This is a genomic window from Actinomycetospora aurantiaca, from assembly GCF_037401875.1.
Classification (GTDB): Bacteria; Actinomycetota; Actinomycetes; order Mycobacteriales; family Pseudonocardiaceae; genus Actinomycetospora; species Actinomycetospora aurantiaca.
In genome coordinates, this window is record NZ_JBBEGN010000001.1 from 198,454 (window position 1) to 218,083 (window position 19,630).

Sequence of the window (19,630 nt, forward strand, 5' to 3'; positions counted from 1 at the left end):
GTGCGCTCGGTGTCAAGAGGTCGAGTGCCGCGGCCGCCTTGTCGCGGCGAGTTGCGGGCTCCCCGCCGCCTTGTCGTGGGGATTCACAGCGACAGGACGCGCCGACGAGGGCGGGAGCCCGCGACAAGTCGGCCGGGGCGGGCCGCGCGGATGTCGCGGCCACCCACCCGGCGCCGAGTGTCACAGGAGGCAGGTCCCGGGCCTCGAGAACCTGCGCCATGGAGCACTCGGCGCGACCCCTTGACTCCGTTGTGAGCGCGCTCATACGGTCGTTCCACGAAGCAACATTGCTATTCCGCATCGTGGATCGAGGGACCGATGACGCTCCACTCCCCGCCCGAAAAGACGCCCGAGACCCCAGCCCCGCCCGCTCCGGCGACGCCCAGCGCCCGGCTGTACAACGCCGATCTCGCGCCGACCAGCACGGAGGGCCGACGCTGGGGCGGCTACAACATCTTCACGCTCTGGGCCAGCGACGTGCACAGCCTCGGCAACTACGGCTTCGTGCTCGGGCTGTTCGCGCTCGGGCTGGGGGCCTGGCAGATCGTCCTCGCCCTCGCGATCGGCGCCGCGCTGCTGTTCGTCATGCTCAACGTGTCCGGCGAGATGGGCCGCCGCACCGGCGTGCCGTTCCCCGTCATGAGCCGGATCAGTTTCGGCACCCGCGGCGCCCAGATCCCGGCCCTCGTGCGCGGCGTCGTCGCGATCGCGTGGTTCGGCATCCAGACCTACCTGGCGACGAAGGTCCTGTCGGTCATGGTGATCGCCCTGGTGCCCGCGGCCGAGGGGCTGGAGGCGGTGTCGTTCCTGGGGCTCTCGGCGCTGGGCTGGATCTGCTTCGTGGCCCTGTGGTTGCTGCAGGTCGGCATCCTGCTCCGCGGCATGGACGGCATCCGGCGCTACGAGGCGGTCGCGGGGCCGATCGTGCTGGTCACGCTGCTCGCGCTGGCGATCTGGATGCTCGTACGCGTCGGCGGCGACATCGCGTGGTCGGTCCCGCAGCCGCTGACCGGCGGCGCCATGTGGGTGCAGATCCTCGGCGGCGCCTCCCTGTGGGTCGCCATCTACGGCACGTTCCTGCTCAACTTCTGCGACTTCACCCGCTCTGCGCCCACCCGCTCCGCGATCGTGCGCGGCAACTTCTGGGGCATCCCGCTCAACATCGTGTTCTTCGGGCTCATCGCCGTGGTCCTCGCCGGCGGGCAGTTCCGCATCGACGGGCGGGTCATCGAGAGTCCGGTCGACGTGGTGCACACGATCCCCGACACGCTCCTGCTGGTGCTCGCCTCCGCGGCGCTGCTGGTCCTGACGATCGCGGTGAACCTGATGGCGAACTTCGTCGCGCCGTCCTACGCGCTGGCCAACCTCGTGCCGAAGGTCCTGACCTTCCGCAGCGCGGGCGTGGTGAGCGCGGTGATCGGGCTGGTCATCCTGCCCTGGAACCTCTACGACAATCCCGTCGTGATCGTCTACTTCCTGGGCGTGCTCGGCGCGCTGCTCGGCCCGCTGTTCGGCATCGTCGTCGCCGACTACTGGCTGGTGCGCCGGGGCCGCGTCGACGTGCCCGCCCTCTACTCCGAGGACCCGGCCGGGCCGTACCACTACCGCCGCGGCGTCAACCCGCGCGCCGTCGGCGCGTTCGTGCCGGCGGCCGCGCTGGCGGTCGCCGTCGGGTTCGTGCCCGCGCTCGACGCCGTCGCCCCGTTCTCGTGGTTCGTCGGCGCGCTGATCGCCGCCGCGATCCACGTCGTCGCCACCGGCCGCCGCGGCTCCCACGACGACGTCTCCGGCGAGGCCATCGCCGTCGCCCCCGGGGAGCACTGAACCGTGCGGATCCTCGTGGTCAACGTCAACACCACGGAGTCGGTCACCGCCGCCATCGAGGCGTCCGCCCGCGCGGTCGCCGCCCCCGGCACCGAGATCGTCGGGCTCACCCCGACCTTCGGCGCCGAGTCGGTGGAGGGCAACGTCGAGAGCTACCTGGCCGCGGTCGGCGTCATGGACCGCGTCCTCGCCTACCGCGAGCCGTTCGACGCGGTGATCCAGGCGGGCTACGGCGAGCACGGCCGGGAGGGCCTGCAGGAGCTGCTCGAGGTCCCCGTCGTCGACATCACCGAGGCCGCGGCGGCCACCGCGATGTACCTGGGGCACCGCTACTCCGTCGTCACCACCCTCGACCGCACCGTCCCGCTGATCGCCGACCGCCTCCTGCTCGCCGGCCTGGACCGCCGGTGCGCCTCGGTCCGCGCCAGCGGGCTCGCCGTCCTGGAGCTGGAGGAGGATCCCGACCGAGCCGTCGCCGCCGTCGTCGAACAGGCCGAGGCGGCCGTGCGCGACGACCACGCCGAGGTGATCTGCCTGGGCTGCGGCGGGATGGCCGGGCTCGACGACGCCGTCCGCGAGGCCACCGGCGTCCCCGTGGTGGACGGCGTCGCGGCCGCGGTCACGGTCACGGAGTCCCTCGTGCGCCTCGGGCTGCGCACGTCCAAGGTGCGGACGTACGCGTCGCCGCGCCGCAAGCACATCACCGGGTGGCCCCTGGGAGGGAGTCGGTCATGACCTTCGATCTCGTCGTCCGCGGACGGCGCATCCTGACGACGGCGGGCGAGGCGGCCCGGGAGGTCGGCGTCACCGACGGCCGCGTCGTCGCCATCGAGCCGCTCGGCAACGGCCTGGCCGGCGAGCGGGTCGTGGAGCTCGCCGACGACGAGGTGCTGCTGCCGGGCCTCGTCGACACCCACGTGCACGTCAACGAGCCCGGCCGCACCGAGTGGGAGGGCTTCGCGTCCGCGACCCGGGCCGCCGCGGCCGGCGGGGTCACGACGATCGTCGACATGCCGCTCAACAGCATCCCGCCGACGGTGGACGTCGAGGCCCTGCACACCAAGCAGGCGGTCGCCGCCGACCAGGCCTTCGTCGACGTCGGGTTCTGGGGCGGCGCGGTCCCGGGCAACCACGACGACCTGCGCCCCCTGCACGACGAGGGCGTGTTCGGCTTCAAGTGCTTCCTGCTGCACTCCGGGGTCGACGAGTTCCCGCCGCTGGACGCGGACGAGATGGAACGCGACATGGCCGAGCTGGCGACGCTCGACGCCGTCATGATCGTGCACGCGGAGGACTCCCGGGCGATCGACCACGCGCCGACGCCGTCCGGGGCGCGGTACGCCTCGTTCCTGGCCTCCCGCCCGCGGGGCGCGGAGAACCTGGCGGTCGCCGAGGTGATCGAGCGGGCCCGCTGGACCGGGGCGCGGGCACACGTCCTGCACGTCTCGTCGTCGGACGTGCTGCCGATGCTCGCGAGCGCGCGCCGCGACGGCGTCCGGATCACCGCGGAGACCTGCCCGCACTACCTGACGCTGATCGCGGAGGAGATCCCCGACGGCGCGACCACGCACAAGTGCTGCCCGCCGATCCGCGAGGCCGGCAACCGCGAGCTGCTGTGGCAGGGGCTCGTCGACGGCACGATCGACTGCATCGTCTCCGACCACTCCCCCAGCACCGTCGAGCTCAAGCTCCTCGACTCCGGCGACTTCGGGCAGGCGTGGGGCGGCATCTCCTCCCTGCAGCTGGGGCTGTCGCTGGTCTGGACCGAGGCCCGGCACCGCGGGATCGCGCTCGCGCAGGTCGTGGACTGGATGGCGACCCGGCCGGCAGAACTGGTGCGGCTCACGGGCAAGGGTCGGATCGCGCTGGGCTACGACGCCGACTTCGCGGTCTTCGCCCCCGACGAGGCCTTCGTCGTGGACGCGGCGCGGCTGCACCACCGCAACCCGGTGACGGCGTACGCGGGGCGCGCGCTGTCCGGCGCGGTCCGCCGGACGTTCCTCGCCGGCACCGAGATCGACCAGTCGACGCCCCGCGGGCGACTGCTGCGGCGCGGGGCGGTGGAGGTCGGTGCCGCCCGGTAACCTTTTCACCATGCGGAAGGCCGATACCGAAGACGGCGGCGAGGCGGCTCCGGCGCGGTCCGGCACCGTGCAGTCGGTGGAGCGCGCCATCGACCTGCTCGAGGCCATGACGGACGCCGGGGGCACGGTCGGTCTCTCCCAGCTCGCCGCCACCTCCGGCCTGCCGCTGCCGACGATCTACCGGCTGATGCGCACGCTGGTGGGGCGCGGGTACGTGCGCCAGGAGTCGTCGCGGGAGTACGCCCTCGGGCCGCGGCTGGTGCGACTCGGCGACACCGCGGGGCGGCTCGTCGGGGTGTGGGCGATGCCGCGGCTGACCGAGCTGGTCGACGCGATCGGCGAGACCGCGAACCTGGCGCTCATGGAGGGCGCGCAGGTCGTCTACGTCGCGCAGGCGCCGGGCCGGCACTCGATGCGGATGTTCACCGAGGTCGGGCGGCGGGTGTCACCGCACTGCACGGCGGTCGGGAAGGCGCTGCTGGCCCAGATGCCCGCCGAGCGGACCCGCGAGATCCTGCGGCACACCGACCTGGTCGCGCACACCGACAACACGATCACCGACCTGCCGAGCTTCGAGCGCGAGCTCGACCGGGTCCGCGAGGACGGGTACGCGGTCGACGAGGGCGAGCAGGAGCTCGGGGTGCGCTGTGTCGCGGTCGCGCTCCGGGGCTCGCTGCCCGCCGCCGTGTCGATCTCCGGGCCCACCACGCGCATGACCGACGAGCTGCTGCGCTCCGCCGTCCCGCAGCTGCAGGCGACGGCGGACGTGCTGGTCGACGAGCTGGCGCGCCAGCAGACGGCCTGAGGGTCAGCGGCCCACCGGTGCGCGGGTGACCAGGACCCGCGCCGTGCGCTGCTCGGTGACCGCGTAGGCCGCCTCGATGCCCTCCCAGTCGTTGCAGAGCAGGTAGAGGTCGCGGCCGTCCGGTCCGCCGAGGGCGCACGCAAAGCACGGCTGGTCGGTCTCCACCCGGTGCGTGATCTCGCCGCCCTCGAGCACCCGGACGACCGCCCCCGCCGGGCCGCTGCCGCCGTGGGCGAACGTGTCCGCGGTCTGGCACCAGATGCCGCCCTCGGCGTCGACGCAGATCCCGTCCGGGCCGAGCCCCTCGGCCCACACCCGGCGTCGGGACAGGGACCCGTCGTCGTCGATGTCGAACGCGCTCAGCCGCCCGGCGAACGACTCGGCGACGACGAGCGTGGACCCGTCCGGCGTCACGAGCATCCCGTTCGGGAAGTCGATGTCGGTGGCGACCTGCCGCACCGACCCGTCCGGCCCGAGCAGCCGGATCCAGCCGGGCTCGGGGGCGCCCCCGCCGAGGAAGTCGAAGTCGGCGCCGTTGACGTACACGTGCCCGCGGGGGTCGACGACGATCTCGTTGCCGCCCTGCTCGGAGAACCGCGCCGAGGAGCCGTCGGGACCGTGCACCGTGGTCTCGTCGCCGGACACGAGCAGCCGCCCGTCGGGCAGCCAGTCGATCGCCCAGCCCATCCGCTCCGGCCCGCGGGCGACCACCTCGGTCCTTCCCGACGACGGGTCGGCGGCGATCACCTCGCCGGCGACCCAGTGGGCGAACCACAGCCGGTCGTCGTGCCAGCGGCCGGACTCGACCATCGCGAGGCCGTCGAGCAGCGTCGTCGGGGTCGGCAGGTACTCGGTCATCGTGTCCTCCTCCGGAGCGGGTGTCGTGATCTCCACGAACGACCCCCCGCGGGATCGACACTCAGCCCGTGGGGCGCTTGAGGATGATCCCGACGTCGAGCGTCTGCCCCTGCCCGTAGGTCGGCGCGAGGGTGCTCACGGTGTCCCACCCCTGCCGGCCGAGCTCGTTGAGGTCCTGCTCGATCTGGTCGTACTTGAAGCCCTTCCACCCGAGCTTGTAGGTCAGCACCTTGTACTCGTAGCCGCTCATGGGGCCATCGGACACCGTGCCGCCGCGTCATGGTCAACCCAGCAGCGCGTCGATCGCCCGGTCGAGCTCCGCGCGGACCTCCGGGTCGTCGATCAGCCCGTCCTCGCCGACCTGGGAGCGCGACAGCGGGACCCGCCGGCACGCCTCGTCCACGACGCGGGCCTGCACGTACCCGAGCACGGTCGCGAGCTCGGAGTGCGCGCCCTCGCCGCCGGTCGGTGCGGCGACCCCGGCCGCGTTGATCCACCCGACCGGCAGCGCCGGCATCTCCGCGCCGCCCACCGTCCAGTCCAGCAGGTTCTTGAACGCCCCCGGCAGCGCGCCGGCGTACTCCGGGGTGCAAATCAGCAGCGCGTCGGCCTGGTCCAGGGCGGCCCGCAGGGTGGCGACGGCGGCCGGCAGCGGCTCGACGTCGTCGTCCGGGTTGAAGGCGGGCAGGGCGGCGAGCTGGTCGAAGACGCGGGTCTCGAGCGGGCGGATCGCGGCGGCGGTGCGGATCAGCGCGGTGTTCGTGGAGCCGGCCCGGGTGCTGCCGGAGACGAGCAGGACGGTCGGCACACCGGTCAGGGTAGGGATCGCATCCGACGGTGTCGCGAGTGCGACGTCACGCGGGATCGGGTGTCGCGAACCCTGCGCCGTGTCGCACTCGCCGTACGGTGCCGACCGTGGAACTCGCCCTGGACGAGCTCCGGGCGGTGACGGCGTTCGCCGTCGTCTGCGCCCGGACGGCGCTGCCGATCGTCCCCCACGACGAGGCCCGCCCCGGGGAGGCGGTCGACGCCGCCCGGGCGTTCGCCGAGGGCGGGCGACGGACGAAGGCCATCCGCGACGGGGCGTGGGCCGCCCAGCGAGCGGCCACGGAGGCCCGCGACGACGGCCGCCCGGCGGCCTCCGAAGCAGCGCGGGCGGCCGTGGCGGCAGCGGGCGCCGCCTACCTCCACCCATTGGCGCGGGCGAAGCAGGTCAGGCACATCCTCGGGGCGGCGGCGCACGCGGCGCGGGCCCTCGAGCTGGTCGCCGACGATCCCGGGGTGGGCGACGCGCACGTGCGCGCGCTGGCGGATCGCGCGACGCCGGTCGTCGTCGAGGTGCTGTGCCGCTATCCCCGCGCGCCGGCAGGCGGTGGACGGGTCGGCGAGCTCGTCCGTGTGCTCGACGTCGTACTCCGTCAACGTTCACCAAGATCACCGGAACGAGGAGGATCCGAGGCGTGAGCGTCCGGATCCTCGTTGTTCCGGTGATCTTGGAACGGTCTGCGACGCGACCGGGTGCCCAGTGCCGTCCGCGGGCCACCGCCACGACGCTGAGCGCCCGCTCGACCTGGCGCCGGCCGACCGGCACACGGGCGCCGCCGAGCCGGACCGCGCGTTGCGCGACGCAACGGGCAGCCGACGCCGGGCGACCTCCCCCGGCCGTGCGCGGCACGCAACGCGCAGCGCGGGACCGGCGACCTCCCCCGACCGTGCGCGGCCCGCACTACGCCGACGGGTAGGCCCGCTGCAGGATCGCCACCAGCGCCCGGGCCCGCGCCACCTCGAACCGGCACCGGGTCCCGTCCGCACCCGCCACCACGACCGTCCAGCGCCGGGCGTCCCGCGGGCTCGGTTCCCGCCGCACCTCGAGGCCCCGGGAGGCCGGGACCACGCGGATCGTCGGGCCGGGCCGGGTCGCGTCGTCACTGCGGTCGGCGGCGAAGACCACCTCGTCGTCGAAGAGGCACAGCCACCCGCGGGCGGCGCCGTCGTCGTGGTGGAGGGTCGGCCGACCGAGGGCGGGGTCGAGCAGCACCACCTCGCGCCGCACCCGCGGGGTGGCCGGCGCCCGTTCGCTCAGCACCAGGTACTCGCTGTCGCGCTCGGGCGGGACCCGGCGCGCCCACAGCACCTCCTCGACGTCGGAGGTCGCCGACGGACCCGACCGCTCCCGCCACCACCGCGGGCCCCACCACGGCGGCTCGGACAGCAGGACCAGCCACGACCCGATCGCCGCGAGGAACCCGACCAGCACCAGGACGTTGCCGAGCAGGTGGACGAGCAGGGGCAGGACGCCGAGGGTCACGAGGAACACCCCGACCCCCGGCACGACCGTGATCGGCGCCGACCGCGCCGGCCGCGCCGACCGCGCCGACACCGGCGACGCCCAGCCCCGCCAGAACCCGCTCCACGCCAGGCCCCCGACGCCGAGCAGCACGAGCCCGCCGACCAGCGCGACGACCGAGACCGGTGACAGCACCCCCGTCACCTCCGTCGTCCGCGCCTCACCCCAGTGTCCGGGTCACCCCGCGCGAACCGCCCATCCATCCCGGCAGGTGCAGCATCTTCACGCCGGGCCCGCCGGCGACCACGACCCGCGCGTCCAGCTCGCGCGCCACGTCGACCCGGCGGGCGATCTCCGGCGGGATCACCAGCGTCTGCTCGCCCGCCGACCGTCCGAGGGCCTCGGCGAGGGGGGCCAGGACGTCGTCGGGGGCCGCGAGGTCGTCCCGCGGGACCACCTCCGCCGTCCCGCTGATCGCGAGGACCGTGACCGTGGGGACCTCGCCGGCCGCCGCCACGCAGAACCCGTAGCGGGCCGGCTGCGAGGTGGTCGCCATGCTCGTCTCGCCCACCCGCACCCCGCCGACGGTCGCCAGGGTCAGCGCCAGCGACCGCCCGACGACACCGTTGGCGTGCGGGCCCGGTCCGAGCATCCCGGTGGCGTCCGACAGCCCCAGGGTCCCGACGACGGGTCCGGCGACGATCATCCCGACCGCCGCGGTCCCGGTCGTCGTCTGCACCCCGAGCAGGTTGAACTCCGGCTCCAGCGCGGCCACGGCCGCCGTCAGCACCAGCGGCACGACGCCCGGCCGGCACCCCGCCAGCACGCAGCACCCGGCGACCGCCCGCGCCGTGAGCTCACCGAACAACGGCGGCACCAGCCCGACGACGGCGTCCGGGTCCGCGACGCCGTCGAGCATCCGCTCCCACCGCTCGACCGTCGGCGGGACCACCGGCAGCCCGTCGCCGACGCCGTCCGCCAGCAGGTCCGCCGTCGCCGTCTCCACCGACGTGCCCTCCCGCGAAGGCGAGAACGTCACCGCCGCACCCGCACCGACACCAGCTCCGTCGCCCCGAACGACGGGATCCACGCCGAGTGCTTCCCCGCTCCCCCGGCCACCACGACGTGCAGCTGCTCCGGCCCGGTGCTCACGGTGTAGGCGTCGCCCTCGGGCTTCACGCCCCACTCGACGAACTGCTCCCGGTTCCCCGGCGAGATCCGCTCCACCGGGATGCGGGCCGTCGCCCACAGGTGCTCGCGGATCGACCCGACGTCCCACCCGTCGCGGTGCAGCGTCGCGGCGTGCTCCGGCCCGAGGACCAGCAGGTGCGGGCCGCGGACGTAGACGTTGTTGGAGCCGGACTCGGCCATGGTCCCGGCGATCGTCGTCAGGAGCTCGAGCCCGGTGGTGCTGCCGTGGTCGTTGACGTTGTGCGGGGGCTCGGCGGCCATGACGGACACGACCCCGTCGTCGGGACCGAAATCGCGCCGGGCCGCGAGGTCCGGCCACGGGCTCTCGTCGGACTCCGCGAAGCAGAACGTGTACTTCGCGGGCGAGCCCTGCGTGGAGCGGTCCAGCACCCCGGGCTGCGCGCCGCCGACGTGCAGGAGCACGAGCGAGAGCGCGCGTCCGAGGGTCGCGTTGCGGCGGTTCGCCGGTCCGAAGCAGTTCCCGCCGCCGTGGAACCCCGCCCGCGCGGCCCCGGAGACGAGGACCATCGGCGCGCAGGGGTGGGTCGTGGCGAGGCTGCCGTGCAGGTTGTAGTCGGCGGTCGTCACGCCCTCCAGCGCCGCGAGCAGCAGCGGCAGCATCCCCGGGACGCACCCGGCCATCACCGCGTTCGCCGCGACCGAGCGCAGCGTCGGCGTCAGCCCGCTCGGGGGCAGCGGCGCCAGGCCGTCGGCGGCGTCGTCGGGGAGGCCGGCGAGCATCGCGTCGACGCGGTCCTCGGTCGGCGGGACGGTCGGCAGGCCGTCGCCCCAGCCGCGCTCCTCGGTCCAGTCGTGCCAGTCGACGTCGTCGGGCACGTCGAGCACGTCGGTCACGGCAGCACCTCCATCGCCCGGAACGTCTCGAGGACGCCGTCGAACGCCGCGTCGATCCGGCCCGCGAGCTCGGTCTCGGAGAGCCCGCCGATCGGATGGTCGATCACGACGAGGCGCGGATCGGCCCGGCGCGCCTTCGCCTGCGCCTGCACCAGCGGCAGGAACGAGCGGGTGACGACGAGGACGGAGCGGACGCCGCGGCGCTCCAGCTCCAGCGAGTCGTGGAGACTCCACGACGAGCACGAGCCTCAATCGCCGATGGCCACGACCGCGAGCCGGTACTGCGCGCCGAGGTGGTCGAGGAGCTCGGGGTCGGCACCGGACGCGGCGCTCGGCTTGGACGCGACCGTCATCGGGCCGAGCCCGTGGGCGTCCATGAGGCGGCGCCCGATCGTCTCCAGCAGCACGGTGGCGCCGGGCTTGGAGTTCGAGAGCCCGCACAGCGCCCCCGTTCCCGACGACGGGTCGCTCGGCTCGGTCGGCTCGGCGGGCGCGAGGCCCGCGGTGGGGTTGACGATGCGCATGGGTCAGTCCTTCGGAGACAGCAGGTCCACGACGGCGAGCCCGGCCCGGCGGCCGTCGGCGGCGGCCGCGAGCAGGGTGGGGGTGTGAGCGGGGAGCCCGACGTCGCCCGCGGCCAGCACGTGCGGGTCGCCGCCGGCCGCGTCGAGGAGGGCCCGGCGGGGGCGGGTGGCGGCCGCGAGGAACACGCCCGCGGCCTCGATCGTGGTGCCGTCGTCGAGGTGGACGGCGGCGAGGGCGGACGGGCCCTCCAGCCCGGTGGCGGTCGCACCGCGGCGGACCTCGATCGACGGCGCCGCGCCCACCGCGCGCTCGGCCGCCGCGGACCAAGACGTCCGGGCCGCCACCACCGTCACGTGTGCCGCGACCTCCGCCAGCTCCAGCGCCTCGGCCGCGGACCACTCGTCGCCGCCGAGCACGACGACCTTCTTCCCCGCGTAGAGCGGCCCGTCGCACGAGGCGCACTCCGACAGTCCGCGACCGGCCCAGTCCCGGGTGTCCGTCAGCGCACCCTCGTCGGCGGCGAGCCCGGTCGCGACGACCACCGCCCGCGCGGTCACCGGCCCCTCCCCCGTCTCCACCGTGATCGGCCGCCCCGGCGTCAGGCCCGTGACCTCGCCGTACGCGATCTCCACGCCCGCCGTCATGACCTCCTCGAGCAGGGCACCCGCGAACTCCGGCCCCTGCGGCGTCCCGCCCGGCCAGGCCTGCACCGCGCCGAGGTTGATCAGCCGGCCGCCCGGGGCGAGCATGTCGTGCGCGACGACCCGCAGGCCCTGCTCGGCGCACACGCGCGCCGCGGTCAGCCCGGCGATCCCGGCGCCGACCACGACGACGTCCCACGACTCGGTCATGTCTGCTCCTCGATCCGGCGGCTGACGGGCACGCCCTGGACGTGGTTCTGGACGAAGCCGCGGGACTGGTTGCGGCTCTCGTTGCCGGCCAGCACGATCCCGAGGTCGCCGGGCCGCTGCAGCATCGGGACGAGCCGGTCGGGGTCGGTGCCGGCGTACCGCTCGTCGAGCTCGCCGCTCGCCGCCTTCGCGTCCAGATCGAAGCTGGTCGAGCCGACGTTCCACGCGCAGGTCTGCAGCGCCGACGCCGTCACCAGCAGGTGCTCGCCGAGGTGGGCGCGGATCGCGTCCTTGTCGACGCCGCCCCGGGCCAGCGCCGCGGCGACGGCTGGCCCGACGACGAGCAGCGGGTGGAACGCCCCGAACTCCAGCCCGGTGTAGGCCCACGGCCCGATCGCGTCGGCCATGCCGCGGGTCAGCGCGTCGAGGTGGTCGCGGGCGGTCTCGCCGCCGGAGTAGATCGGCGCGCTCACGGTGACGACGCTCTGGACGGTGACGACGGAGTCGGCGGCGCCGAACCCCCGGTCCTCCCGGAACGGCGGCCAGCCCAGCCGCGCCACCGCCTCGTCGTTCTCGGCCAGCGCGACGTGGAACGACCCCGCGATCGCGCCCTGGTCGGTGTGCTCCGGCGGGATGCGCAGCCCCGCGACGTTGCGCAGGTAGAGCCGGGTGAAGCGCCCGACGGCGGTGTTCGCCCGCCGTCCCACGCGCAGCGCGCCGGTGCCGCTGTTGAAGTCCAGGGTCCCGACGACGGGTCCGGAGAGCACCACCAACGGCTCCCACCCCGGCGTGGACCCGGCGTCCTGGACCCGGAAGACCGGGTCGGCCAGGCACTCCGCGATCGCGAGCAGCACCGGCAGGTGCTCCGGGCGGCACCCGGCCAGGACCCCGTTGACGGCGACGCTGCGCACGGTGGCCTGCCGCTGGTCGGGGGCGAGGACGCCGAGGACCTCGTCGGGGTCGCGGCGGGTGTGGGCGAGGAAGGCGGCCACGCGCTCCGGGGTGGGCGGGACGATCGGCAGGCCGTCGGTCCAGCCGCGGGCCTCGAAGTGCTCGGTGACCGCGTCGAGGTCGCCGCGGACGACGACGTCGGTCGGGGACGGCAGGCCATCGGGAAGAGCGTCGGGAAGGGTCTCGGCCGTCGATGCCGACCCGGCCACGAGCGCGTCGACCACCGCCGGGGCCACCTGGTCCCGCATCTTCGTCCGGAACGTGGGGGTGTCGTCGGCGAGGATCACGCCGGGGTAGCTGACGATCGGGACGTGGGGCACGCCCAGGGACCGCCCGATCGCGCGTCCCATGCCCTCGAACCCCGCGCCGCCGATGGCGACGGCCGGGACCCCGGCGCGCTCGGCGGTGGCCGCTGCCCGCATCACGGCAGGCATGCACGAGCCTCAAGCACCCACCGCGGCGACGACGAGGTCGACGCGGTGGGAGCGCAGCAGCTCCGGCAGGGCGTCCAGGACCTTGCGTTCCTCGGCGGCGGAGGCGTGGAAGTTGCCGAACTCCTCCCAGCCGACGAACTCGACGTCGCCGTGGCGCTCGCGGGCGACGTCCGAGATGACCTCGAACATCTCCGGGCCGCGGAAGAGCTCGTCCCACAGGTAGGCCACCCGCACGCCGGCGAGGCGGTCGGGGCGCTCCTGCTCCGCGACGTCGTCGGCCACCTTCGGCCCGAGCGGCCACATCGCCTCGTAGGTCGGTTCCACGTCTACTCCTCCGCCGTGATGACGCGACCGGACCGGTCGCGCAGGAAGACGGCCGCAACCGTGACGATCGCGGCGCCGACCACCGCGATCCCGACCGCGATGCCGTAGCCGGACGTGGTGGCGACGATGCCACCGATGAGCGTGCCGATCCCGGAGAAACCGCGGCCGATGTTGTAGGCCGCCGCCGAGCCGAGCGACCGGATGCGCGTGGGGAACAGCTCGCCGAACCAGACCCCGAAGATGCCGAAGTAGCCGAGGAACAGGCTGGAGAGCAGGTAGAGCCACACGAAGTTCGACAGGCCGCTGCCCTCGACGGCGAGGAACAGCATCACCGCGAACACGACCGTCTGCAGCCCTGCGAAGGCGACGAAGACCCGGCGTCGTCCGAGGAGGTCGGACAACCAGCCGGCGAGGATGAAGCCGACGAAGGAGATCGCGGAGGCGACGTAGAGGACGGTGCTCGCGGCGTTCGTCGAGAACCCGAGGTCGGCCTTGAGGAACGACGGCATCCAGGTGGTCGCCGTGTAGGGCACCCACTGGCCGCCGAACGCGACCAGCAGGCCGAGCCCGACGAACGGCAGGGCGTCGCGGGCGACGAGCTGACGCCACGGCGAGCGTCCGGCGGTGCGGGCGAGGTCGGCGGAGAGCTGCCCCGTGGCCTTGCGATGCTGCAGCTCCTCCCACTGCCGCGACTCCCGGCACGCGTACCGGATCCACACGCAGCCCAGCGCGGGGAGCACGCCGATGAGGAAGGCGTAGCGCCAGTCCGGGACGAGCTGCGACACCAGGATCGCCAGCGCGTAGGCCGGCCACAGCGACGACTGCACCAGCCCGCCACCGAGCCCGCGCCGCTTCGGCGACCAGGCCTCGTTCAGCCAGGCGAACCCGACCGCCCACTCGCCGCCGGTTCCGACGCCGGTGAGGATGCGCAGGACGACGAACACCGCGAAGTTCGGCGCGAAGAACACCAGGCCGGTGGCGATCGAGTAGATGAGGATCGACCAGATCAGCGTGCGGCGGCGCCCGTAGCGGTCACCGAGCCAGCCGAAGACCAGCCCGCCGACCGCGGAACCGATCAGCTGCCCGACGATCGCCACGCTGAACACCCCGGCCGAGACGCCGAAGTGGGCCATGATCAGCGGCGCGAGCAGCGTCGGGAGCATGAAGTCGAAGTACTCCATGCCCCAGCCCAGGCAGGCCGCGCCGAGGATCCGCCGACGTTCGCCGGGGGTGTACTCGGGCGGGGCGGCGGTGGGGTCGGCCGTCCCCAGTGGCTGCTCCGTGGTCATGCTCCGCCTCCCGTCGGGAGAGCGGGGCGCCGCGTCGGCACGGCGTCCTCACCCGGGAGGCGAGGTTAGGTGGGTCACAGCATTGGATGCAATCCCGTCTTACGTCGGCCGGAGAGTCGGCAGCCCCAGGGCGGCGTGCAGGTCGCTGACCGTGACGTCGCGGTGGGCGTTCATCAGCTCGACGACCGCCTCGTTGTCGCCCCGACGCAGCGCGGTGATCATCCGGCGGTGCTCGCGGACCACCCGCTTCCGCCCCTGCGCGTCGTAGAGGTGGACCGTCCGGTACGGCTCGCTGCGCATCCAGAGGCGGCCGATCTCGGCGACCACGAGGTCGAGCCCGGAGTAGCCGAACATCGCGAAGTGGAACGCCCGGTTGCCGGCGACGATCGCGGCGACGTCGGTGGCCTCGACGTCGGCGACGATGGCCTCGTTGAGCGTGGTCAGCTCGCCGAGCTGGGCGGATGTGAGTTTCGGGAGCGCTCGCAGCACCTCGGTCTCCAGGGCCCGGCGCATCAGGTAGACCTGCGCGAGCTCGTCGGCCGACAGCCGGGCGACGGTGTAGCCGACGTGCGGCTCGTGGCGCATGACGCCCTCGGTCTCGAGGGACTTCAGCGCCTCACGGACGGGGATGCGGCTGACCCCGAGGCGCGCCGCGAGCGACTCCTGGCGGACCTGCTGGCCCGGCACCAGCTCCCGGCTCCGCAGCATCGCCCGGATCTCGTCCACCACGCGGGCGACGCTCGTGACCCGTCGTGCCGGCTCCGCGGCGACCTCGGACATCGCTCCAGCGTAGCGATCCGGATCGGATACGAAACGTTGTCCAGTGACCCGTCGTCTGCCTACGGTGCCGGGGTGGAGCGAGCGCCGAGCGACTGGCAGCGGGTCCTGCACCCGGGGTCCGTGGCCCTGGTCGGAGCGAGCGGCCGCGAGGGCAACCCGATGGCCCGCCCACTGCACTGGCTGCGCGACCGCGGGTTCACCGGGCGCGTGCTCCCGGTCAACCCGCGGTACGACGAGCTCGGCGGGCTGCCCTGCTACCGCACCCTGGCCGACGTTCCCGGGCCGGTCGACCTCGTCCTCGCCCTCGTCCCCGCCGAGCGCGCGGTGGCCACGGTGGAGGAGGCGGGCGCAATCGGGGCGGCCGCCGTCGTCGTGTTCGCCTCGGGGTTCGCGGAGGTCGGCGAGGAGGGCGTTCAGCTCCAGACCGAGCTCGCGGCAGCCGCCCGCCGGGTCGGCGTGCGCGTCCTCGGCCCCAACTGTCAGGGGCTCTACGTCGCGGCGAGCCGGCTCTTCGCCACCTTCACCGCCGCCGGCGAGCGGCCGTTGGAGGGCAGCAGCGGGATCGCCTACGTCGGGCAGAGCGGCGCCATCGGCGGGGCCGTGCTCGACGTCGCGGCCTCCCGCGGGCTCGACCTCTCCGCCTGGGTCAGCACCGGCAACCAGGCCGACGTCGACGTCACCGAGGTCGGCCGGGTCCTTCTGGATGACCCGGACGTCCTCGTGCTCGCGGTCTACCTCGAGGCCCTCCCCCGCCCCGACGACTATGTCCGGCTCGCCACCGAGGCCCGCACCGCCGGGATCGCGCTCGTCGTGCTGCGCAGCGGCCGCACCGACGGCGGGCGCCGCGCCGCGCTCTCGCACACCGGCGCGATGCTGCCCGACACCGCCGCCTTCGACCTCGTCTCCCGCGAGCACGGCGTGGTGCTCGTCGACGACGTCGAGGAACTGCTGGCGGCGGCCACGCTGCTGCGGAGCCAGGCCCGGCCGTCGGGACGGCGGGTCGCGGCGGTCACCAGCTCCGGCGGCGCCGGGATCCTCGCCGCCGACCGCTGCGCCGACCTCGACCTCGCCGTCGACGAGCTCGCCGAGGAGACCCGCGAGAAGCTGGCGCTGCGGATCCCGGCGTTCGGGGCGGTGGCGAACCCGGTCGACGTCACGGCGCAGCTGTTCAACGAGGGGGGCGGCGCGTTCGGCGAGGTGTGCGCGCTGGTGCGCTCCGACCCGTCCGTCGACGCCGTGCTGGTCATCCTGACGATGCTCGTGGGCGACACCGCGCACGCGCTCGCCGTCGACCTCGCCGAGACCGTCGCCGCCGCCCCGCCCGGCGCTCCCCCGCTCGCCGTCGTGTGGATGGCCGGCGAGGACGCGACCGTCGCGGGCCGCGGGGTGCTCCGCGACGCAGGCATCCCGGTGTTCTCCTCGCTCGCGGTCGCCACCCGGGTCCTCGCGGCCGTCGCACCCCGACCGGCCGCACCCGCCGAGCCCGCTCCGCCGGATGTCAGCGGTGGCACACGGCGCACGTCGAGTGTCAGCGGTGGCCCACGGCTGCCGGCTGACGACGGGTGGGCCGCACTCGAGGCGCTCGGGGTCCCGGTGCCGCGGTCGGTGCGGGTCGCCCGGGCCGCCGACGCTCCGGCCGCCGTCGACGCCGTCGGAGGTACCGCCGTCTTGAAGGCGGTCGCGCCCGGCCTGGAGCACAAGACCGAGGCGGGGGCCGTTCGGCTCGGCGTGCTCGCCGCGGACGCCGAGCGCGAGGCCGCCGACCTGCTCAGGACCGTCTCCGGGGTGCAGGCTGTCCTGGTGCAGGAGATGGTGCGGCCCGGCGTGGAGCTGCTGGTCTCGGTCGACGGCGGGCGGGACGGCTGGCCGCCGGTGCTGACGGTCGGGCGCGGCGGCACCGAGACCGAGCTGCACCGCGACCTCGCGCACGCCCTCGCGCCCGTGTCCCCCGCCACTGCCCGGGGAATGCTCGCCGCCCTGCGCTGCCGCCCGCTGCTCGACGGCCACCGGGGCGCGCCACCCGCCGACGTCGAGGCGGCCGTCGACGCGATCGTGCGGATCAGCCGCGCGTCGACGCTGCTCGAGGTCAACCCGCTCGTCGTCGGGACCGCCGGAGCCGTCGCGGTCGACGTCCTGCTCGCCCACCCGGAGGACCGCCCGTGATCTTCTCCCCCACCCCGCTGTCCGCGGCCGAGGACGCGCTGCGCCACGAGGTCCGCGCGTGGCTCGCGAAGACCCTGCCGACCGACTTCCGTCCCGGCCTGGGCCTCGGCGGTCGGCACGACCCCGAGTTCAGCCGCGCCCTCGCCGCTCAGGGCTGGGTGGGGATGTCGATCCCCGAGGAGTACGGCGGGGCGAGTGCGACCACCGTCGAACGCTTCGTCGTCGTCGAGGAGCTCCTCGCCGCGGGCGCCCCGATCACGGCCCACTGGATCGCCGAGCGCCAGACGGCGCCCGCGCTGCTGCGGTTCGGCACCGAGGAGCAGCGGCGCTGGTTCCTCCCCCGCATCGCCGCCGGCGAGTGCTACTTCTCCCTGGGCATGAGCGAGCCCGACGCCGGGTCGGACCTCGCGTCCGTGCGCACCACCGCGGTCCGTGACGGCGACGGCTGGCGGGTCAGCGGCACCAAGGTCTGGACGACGAACGCCCACCTCAACCACTTCTTCGTCGTCCTGTGCCGGACCTCCACCGCCGACGACCGCCACGCCGGCCTCTCCCAGCTCATCGTCGACCTGTCCTCCCCCGGCGTCACCGTCTCGCCGATCCCGCTGATCGACGGCGAGCTGCACGTCAACGAGGTGGTCCTCGACGGCGTGTACGTCCCCGACGAGCGCGTCCTCGGCGAGATCGGCGAGGGCTGGACGCAGGTCACGGCCGAGCTCGCCCACGAGCGTTCCGGGCCCGACCGGTACTGCTCGGTGATCGGCCTGCTGCGCGCCTACCTCGACGAGCACGGCGTTCCCGACGACGGGTCGGCCGCGGCCTTCGGGCGCATCGCGGCGCGGCTGTGGTCGATCCGGCAGCTCTCGCTCGCGGTGGCCCGGTCGCTCGACGAGGGCGAGGCCCCGGCGACCGAGGCAGCGCTGGTCAAGGACGTCGGCACGATCTTCGAGCAGCAGACCGTGGAGACCATCCGCGAGATCGCCGCGCTGGAGGTCGACCCGGAGGGCTCGATGTTCGGCCGGCTGCTCGCCGAGTGCATCATGAACGCACCGAGCTGGACGTTGCGCGGCGGCACGACCGAGGTCCTGCGCGGGATCGCCGCCAAGGCCCTGACCCGGGGAGCGGCCCGATGAGCGAGACGACCGAACTGCGCGACGCGGTCACCGACGTGCTCCGCGGGCCGTGCACGCCGGCCGCGCTGGAGGAGGCCGAGCGCGACGGGTGGGCGCCTGCGGTGTGGTCGGCGCTGCACGACGGCGGGTTCGCGACGGTGGCCGTGCCCGAGTCCGCGGGCGGCTCCGGCGGGTCGGTGGCGCAGGCGTGCGCGGTGCTCGAGGCGTGTGGTGCCGCCGCCGCGCCGGTGCCGGTGGCGGAGACGGGGCTGCTCGCGGGACGTCTGCTTGCCGCGGCCGGGTTGTCGGTGCCGGACGGGCCGGTGACGACGGTGGCGGCGCCCGGGCTCTCCTTCGACGGCGAGGTCTTGAGCGGCGCCGTCTCAGGCGTGCCGTGGGCGGTGTCCGCCTCACTGGCCGTGGTCGTGGACGGGTCGGCCGTGGTGGTGTCGCCCGGTTCCGGTGTGGTGACGCCGGGCCGCAACCTCGCCGGAGAGCCCCGCGACCACGTGGACCTGACGGGCGTGCGTCCTACGGCCGCGGCTCCGGTGTCGCCGGACGCGGTGGAGGAGTTGCGGCGCCGCGGAGCGTTGTCGCGGGCCGCGCTGATCGCGGGCGCCGCCCGGGCGGTGCTGGACCTGACGGTGCGCTACACGGGCGAGCGCGAGCAGTTCGGCCGGCCGGTCTCGAAGTTCCCCGCCGTCGCCGCGCACCTGGTGCAGATCGCCGAGCAGACGGAGCTCGCGACCATGGCCGCCCGCTCCGCCGCCGCCGGTGCCGGCGAGGAAGGCGAACCGGCGGCGCTCGACGTGGCCGCCGCCTTCTCGGTCGCCGCCGACGCCGCCGGGCTAATCGCCACCGCGGCCCACCAGGCGACCGGCGCCATGGGTATGACCCGCGAGTTCGGCCTCGGCGTCCTCACCCGCCGCCTGTGGTCCTGGCGGGACGAGTGGGGCGGCGGCGCGGCCTGGGCCACCGAGCTGGGGCACCTCGTAGCGGCCGGTGGCGCGGACGCCTTCTGGCCCACCGTCTCGCGGGGCCTCGTCACCGCGCAGACGTAGTGATTCCGGACGCCCAGACCTCGGTTCCGCTACATCTGCGGCACCGTGGCGGGGACCGACAACGACCGGCTCGACTCCGGCCGCGTGACGGCGACCCGGACGTTGTTGCGCCCCGCACACGGCCGGGCCGAGTCGCTCCACCTCGGCCGGGCGTTGCGCCGCGCAAACGGCCAGGGAGGGTCATCTCGTCCCGGCCATCCGTTGCGCCGCGCAACGCGTCTGCGCCGCAGCACGAT

General features: G+C 74.6%; 19 protein-coding genes. 8 read left to right on the forward strand and 11 right to left on the reverse strand.

Features of this window, described 5'->3' with window-relative positions:
* Window positions 1-318: 318 nt before the first annotated feature.
* The 4 genes from WCD74_RS00940 to WCD74_RS00955 are packed head-to-tail and all read left to right on the forward strand — an operon-like array spanning window position 319 to window position 4,713.
* A complete protein-coding gene (locus WCD74_RS00940) occupies window positions 319-1,824 on the forward strand; it encodes an NCS1 family nucleobase:cation symporter-1 (protein ID WP_337692933.1) in 1,506 nt (501 codons plus the stop codon).
* A gap of 3 nt (window positions 1,825-1,827) precedes the next feature.
* Window positions 1,828-2,559: an aspartate/glutamate racemase family protein gene (locus WCD74_RS00945; RefSeq protein ID WP_337692934.1), complete on the forward strand. Its 732-nt coding sequence runs from the start codon at window positions 1,828-1,830 to the stop codon at window positions 2,557-2,559.
* Window positions 2,556-3,908: an allantoinase AllB gene (allB, locus tag WCD74_RS00950; RefSeq protein ID WP_337692935.1), complete on the forward strand. Its 1,353-nt coding sequence runs from the start codon at window positions 2,556-2,558 to the stop codon at window positions 3,906-3,908. Before WCD74_RS00945 ends, allB begins: the two co-directional genes overlap by 4 nt.
* A gap of 10 nt (window positions 3,909-3,918) precedes the next feature.
* Window positions 3,919-4,713, forward strand: a complete 795-nt coding sequence (locus WCD74_RS00955) for an IclR family transcriptional regulator (RefSeq protein ID WP_337692936.1) — start codon at window positions 3,919-3,921, stop codon at window positions 4,711-4,713.
* Between the two features lie 3 nt (window positions 4,714-4,716).
* Here WCD74_RS00955 and WCD74_RS00960 read toward each other — a convergent pair whose 3' ends face one another.
* From WCD74_RS00960 to WCD74_RS00970, 3 genes are all read right to left on the reverse strand, one after another.
* Entirely contained in the window at window positions 4,717-5,571 is an 855-nt protein-coding gene (locus WCD74_RS00960; RefSeq protein WP_337692937.1) for an SMP-30/gluconolactonase/LRE family protein, read from the reverse strand.
* A 61-nt stretch (window positions 5,572-5,632) separates the two neighbouring features.
* Window positions 5,633-5,821, reverse strand: a complete 189-nt coding sequence (locus WCD74_RS00965) for a DUF4177 domain-containing protein (protein ID WP_337692938.1) — start codon at window positions 5,819-5,821, stop codon at window positions 5,633-5,635.
* Window positions 5,822-5,854: 33 nt separating this feature from the next.
* On the reverse strand, window positions 5,855-6,379 hold the full coding sequence (locus WCD74_RS00970; protein ID WP_373696016.1) for an NADPH-dependent FMN reductase: 525 nt from the start codon (window positions 6,377-6,379) through the stop codon (window positions 5,855-5,857).
* 107 nt (window positions 6,380-6,486) lie between these two features.
* On the opposite strand from WCD74_RS00970, the gene WCD74_RS00975 reads away from it, so the two are divergent.
* Entirely contained in the window at window positions 6,487-7,035 is a 549-nt protein-coding gene (locus tag WCD74_RS00975; RefSeq protein ID WP_373696017.1) for a putative immunity protein, read from the forward strand.
* Between the two features lie 262 nt (window positions 7,036-7,297).
* Here WCD74_RS00975 and WCD74_RS00980 read toward each other — a convergent pair whose 3' ends face one another.
* The 8 genes from WCD74_RS00980 to WCD74_RS01025 all read right to left on the reverse strand — a co-directional run bounded on the left by WCD74_RS00980 (window position 7,298) and on the right by WCD74_RS01025 (window position 15,058).
* Window positions 7,298-8,053 (reverse strand): hypothetical protein, encoded by a 756-nt coding sequence (locus WCD74_RS00980; RefSeq protein ID WP_337692940.1) that lies wholly within the window; start codon window positions 8,051-8,053, stop codon window positions 7,298-7,300.
* Between the two features lie 25 nt (window positions 8,054-8,078).
* Window positions 8,079-8,897 carry a hypothetical protein gene (locus WCD74_RS00985; RefSeq protein WP_337692941.1) on the reverse strand — a complete coding sequence of 273 codons (819 nt, stop codon included), beginning with the start codon at window positions 8,895-8,897 and terminating at the stop codon, window positions 8,079-8,081.
* Window positions 8,894-9,904, reverse strand: a complete 1,011-nt coding sequence (locus WCD74_RS00990) for a hypothetical protein (RefSeq protein ID WP_337692942.1) — start codon at window positions 9,902-9,904, stop codon at window positions 8,894-8,896. Before WCD74_RS00990 ends, WCD74_RS00985 begins: the two co-directional genes overlap by 4 nt.
* Entirely contained in the window at window positions 9,901-10,428 is a 528-nt protein-coding gene (locus tag WCD74_RS30025; RefSeq protein WP_444876335.1) for a UGSC family (seleno)protein, read from the reverse strand. Before WCD74_RS30025 ends, WCD74_RS00990 begins: the two co-directional genes overlap by 4 nt.
* 3 nt (window positions 10,429-10,431) lie before the next feature.
* Complete coding sequence (locus WCD74_RS01005) at window positions 10,432-11,280, reverse strand: NAD(P)/FAD-dependent oxidoreductase (RefSeq protein WP_337692945.1); 849 nt, start codon at window positions 11,278-11,280, stop codon at window positions 10,432-10,434.
* Entirely contained in the window at window positions 11,277-12,968 is a 1,692-nt protein-coding gene (locus tag WCD74_RS01010; RefSeq protein ID WP_444876338.1) for a UGSC family (seleno)protein, read from the reverse strand. Before WCD74_RS01010 ends, WCD74_RS01005 begins: the two co-directional genes overlap by 4 nt.
* Before the next feature lie 23 nt (window positions 12,969-12,991).
* The gene (locus WCD74_RS01020; RefSeq protein ID WP_337692948.1) at window positions 12,992-14,278 is read right to left on the reverse strand and encodes an MFS transporter; all 1,287 of its coding nucleotides are present in this window, start codon (window positions 14,276-14,278) and stop codon (window positions 12,992-12,994) included.
* A gap of 99 nt (window positions 14,279-14,377) precedes the next feature.
* The gene (locus tag WCD74_RS01025; protein WP_337692949.1) at window positions 14,378-15,058 is read right to left on the reverse strand and encodes a GntR family transcriptional regulator; all 681 of its coding nucleotides are present in this window, start codon (window positions 15,056-15,058) and stop codon (window positions 14,378-14,380) included.
* A 72-nt stretch (window positions 15,059-15,130) separates the two neighbouring features.
* Between WCD74_RS01025 and WCD74_RS01030 the strand changes: the two genes are divergently transcribed.
* Genes WCD74_RS01030 through WCD74_RS01040 form a run of 3 tightly spaced genes read left to right on the forward strand, consistent with a single transcriptional unit; the run spans window position 15,131 to window position 19,394 of the window.
* Window positions 15,131-17,221, forward strand: coding sequence for an acetate--CoA ligase family protein (locus WCD74_RS01030; protein ID WP_337692950.1), 2,091 nt, complete (start codon window positions 15,131-15,133; stop codon window positions 17,219-17,221).
* Window positions 17,218-18,354 carry an acyl-CoA dehydrogenase family protein gene (locus WCD74_RS01035; RefSeq protein ID WP_337692951.1) on the forward strand — a complete coding sequence of 379 codons (1,137 nt, stop codon included), beginning with the start codon at window positions 17,218-17,220 and terminating at the stop codon, window positions 18,352-18,354. The genes WCD74_RS01030 and WCD74_RS01035 overlap by 4 nt, the downstream gene beginning before the upstream one ends.
* Window positions 18,351-19,394, forward strand: coding sequence for an acyl-CoA dehydrogenase family protein (locus WCD74_RS01040; RefSeq protein ID WP_337692952.1), 1,044 nt, complete (start codon window positions 18,351-18,353; stop codon window positions 19,392-19,394). Before WCD74_RS01035 ends, WCD74_RS01040 begins: the two co-directional genes overlap by 4 nt.
* Window positions 19,395-19,630 lie beyond the last annotated feature (236 nt).

Excerpts from the sequence above, each read along its gene's own strand:
- WCD74_RS01005 (WP_337692945.1), bottom strand. The coding sequence starts at position 11,280 with ATGACCGAGTCGTGGGACGTCGTCGTGGTCGGCGCCGGGATCGCCGGG.
- WCD74_RS00960 (WP_337692937.1), bottom strand. The coding sequence starts at position 5,571 with ATGACCGAGTACCTGCCGACCCCGACGACGCTGCTCGACGGCCTCGCG.
- WCD74_RS01040 (WP_337692952.1), top strand. The coding sequence starts at position 18,351 with ATGAGCGAGACGACCGAACTGCGCGACGCGGTCACCGACGTGCTCCGC.
- WCD74_RS01025 (WP_337692949.1), bottom strand. The coding sequence starts at position 15,058 with ATGTCCGAGGTCGCCGCGGAGCCGGCACGACGGGTCACGAGCGTCGCC.
- WCD74_RS00965 (WP_337692938.1), bottom strand. The coding sequence starts at position 5,821 with ATGAGCGGCTACGAGTACAAGGTGCTGACCTACAAGCTCGGGTGGAAG.
- WCD74_RS01020 (WP_337692948.1), bottom strand. The coding sequence starts at position 14,278 with ATGACCACGGAGCAGCCACTGGGGACGGCCGACCCCACCGCCGCCCCG.
- WCD74_RS00955 (WP_337692936.1), top strand. The coding sequence starts at position 3,919 with ATGCGGAAGGCCGATACCGAAGACGGCGGCGAGGCGGCTCCGGCGCGG.
- WCD74_RS00940 (WP_337692933.1), top strand. The coding sequence starts at position 319 with ATGACGCTCCACTCCCCGCCCGAAAAGACGCCCGAGACCCCAGCCCCG.
- allB (WP_337692935.1), top strand. The coding sequence starts at position 2,556 with ATGACCTTCGATCTCGTCGTCCGCGGACGGCGCATCCTGACGACGGCG.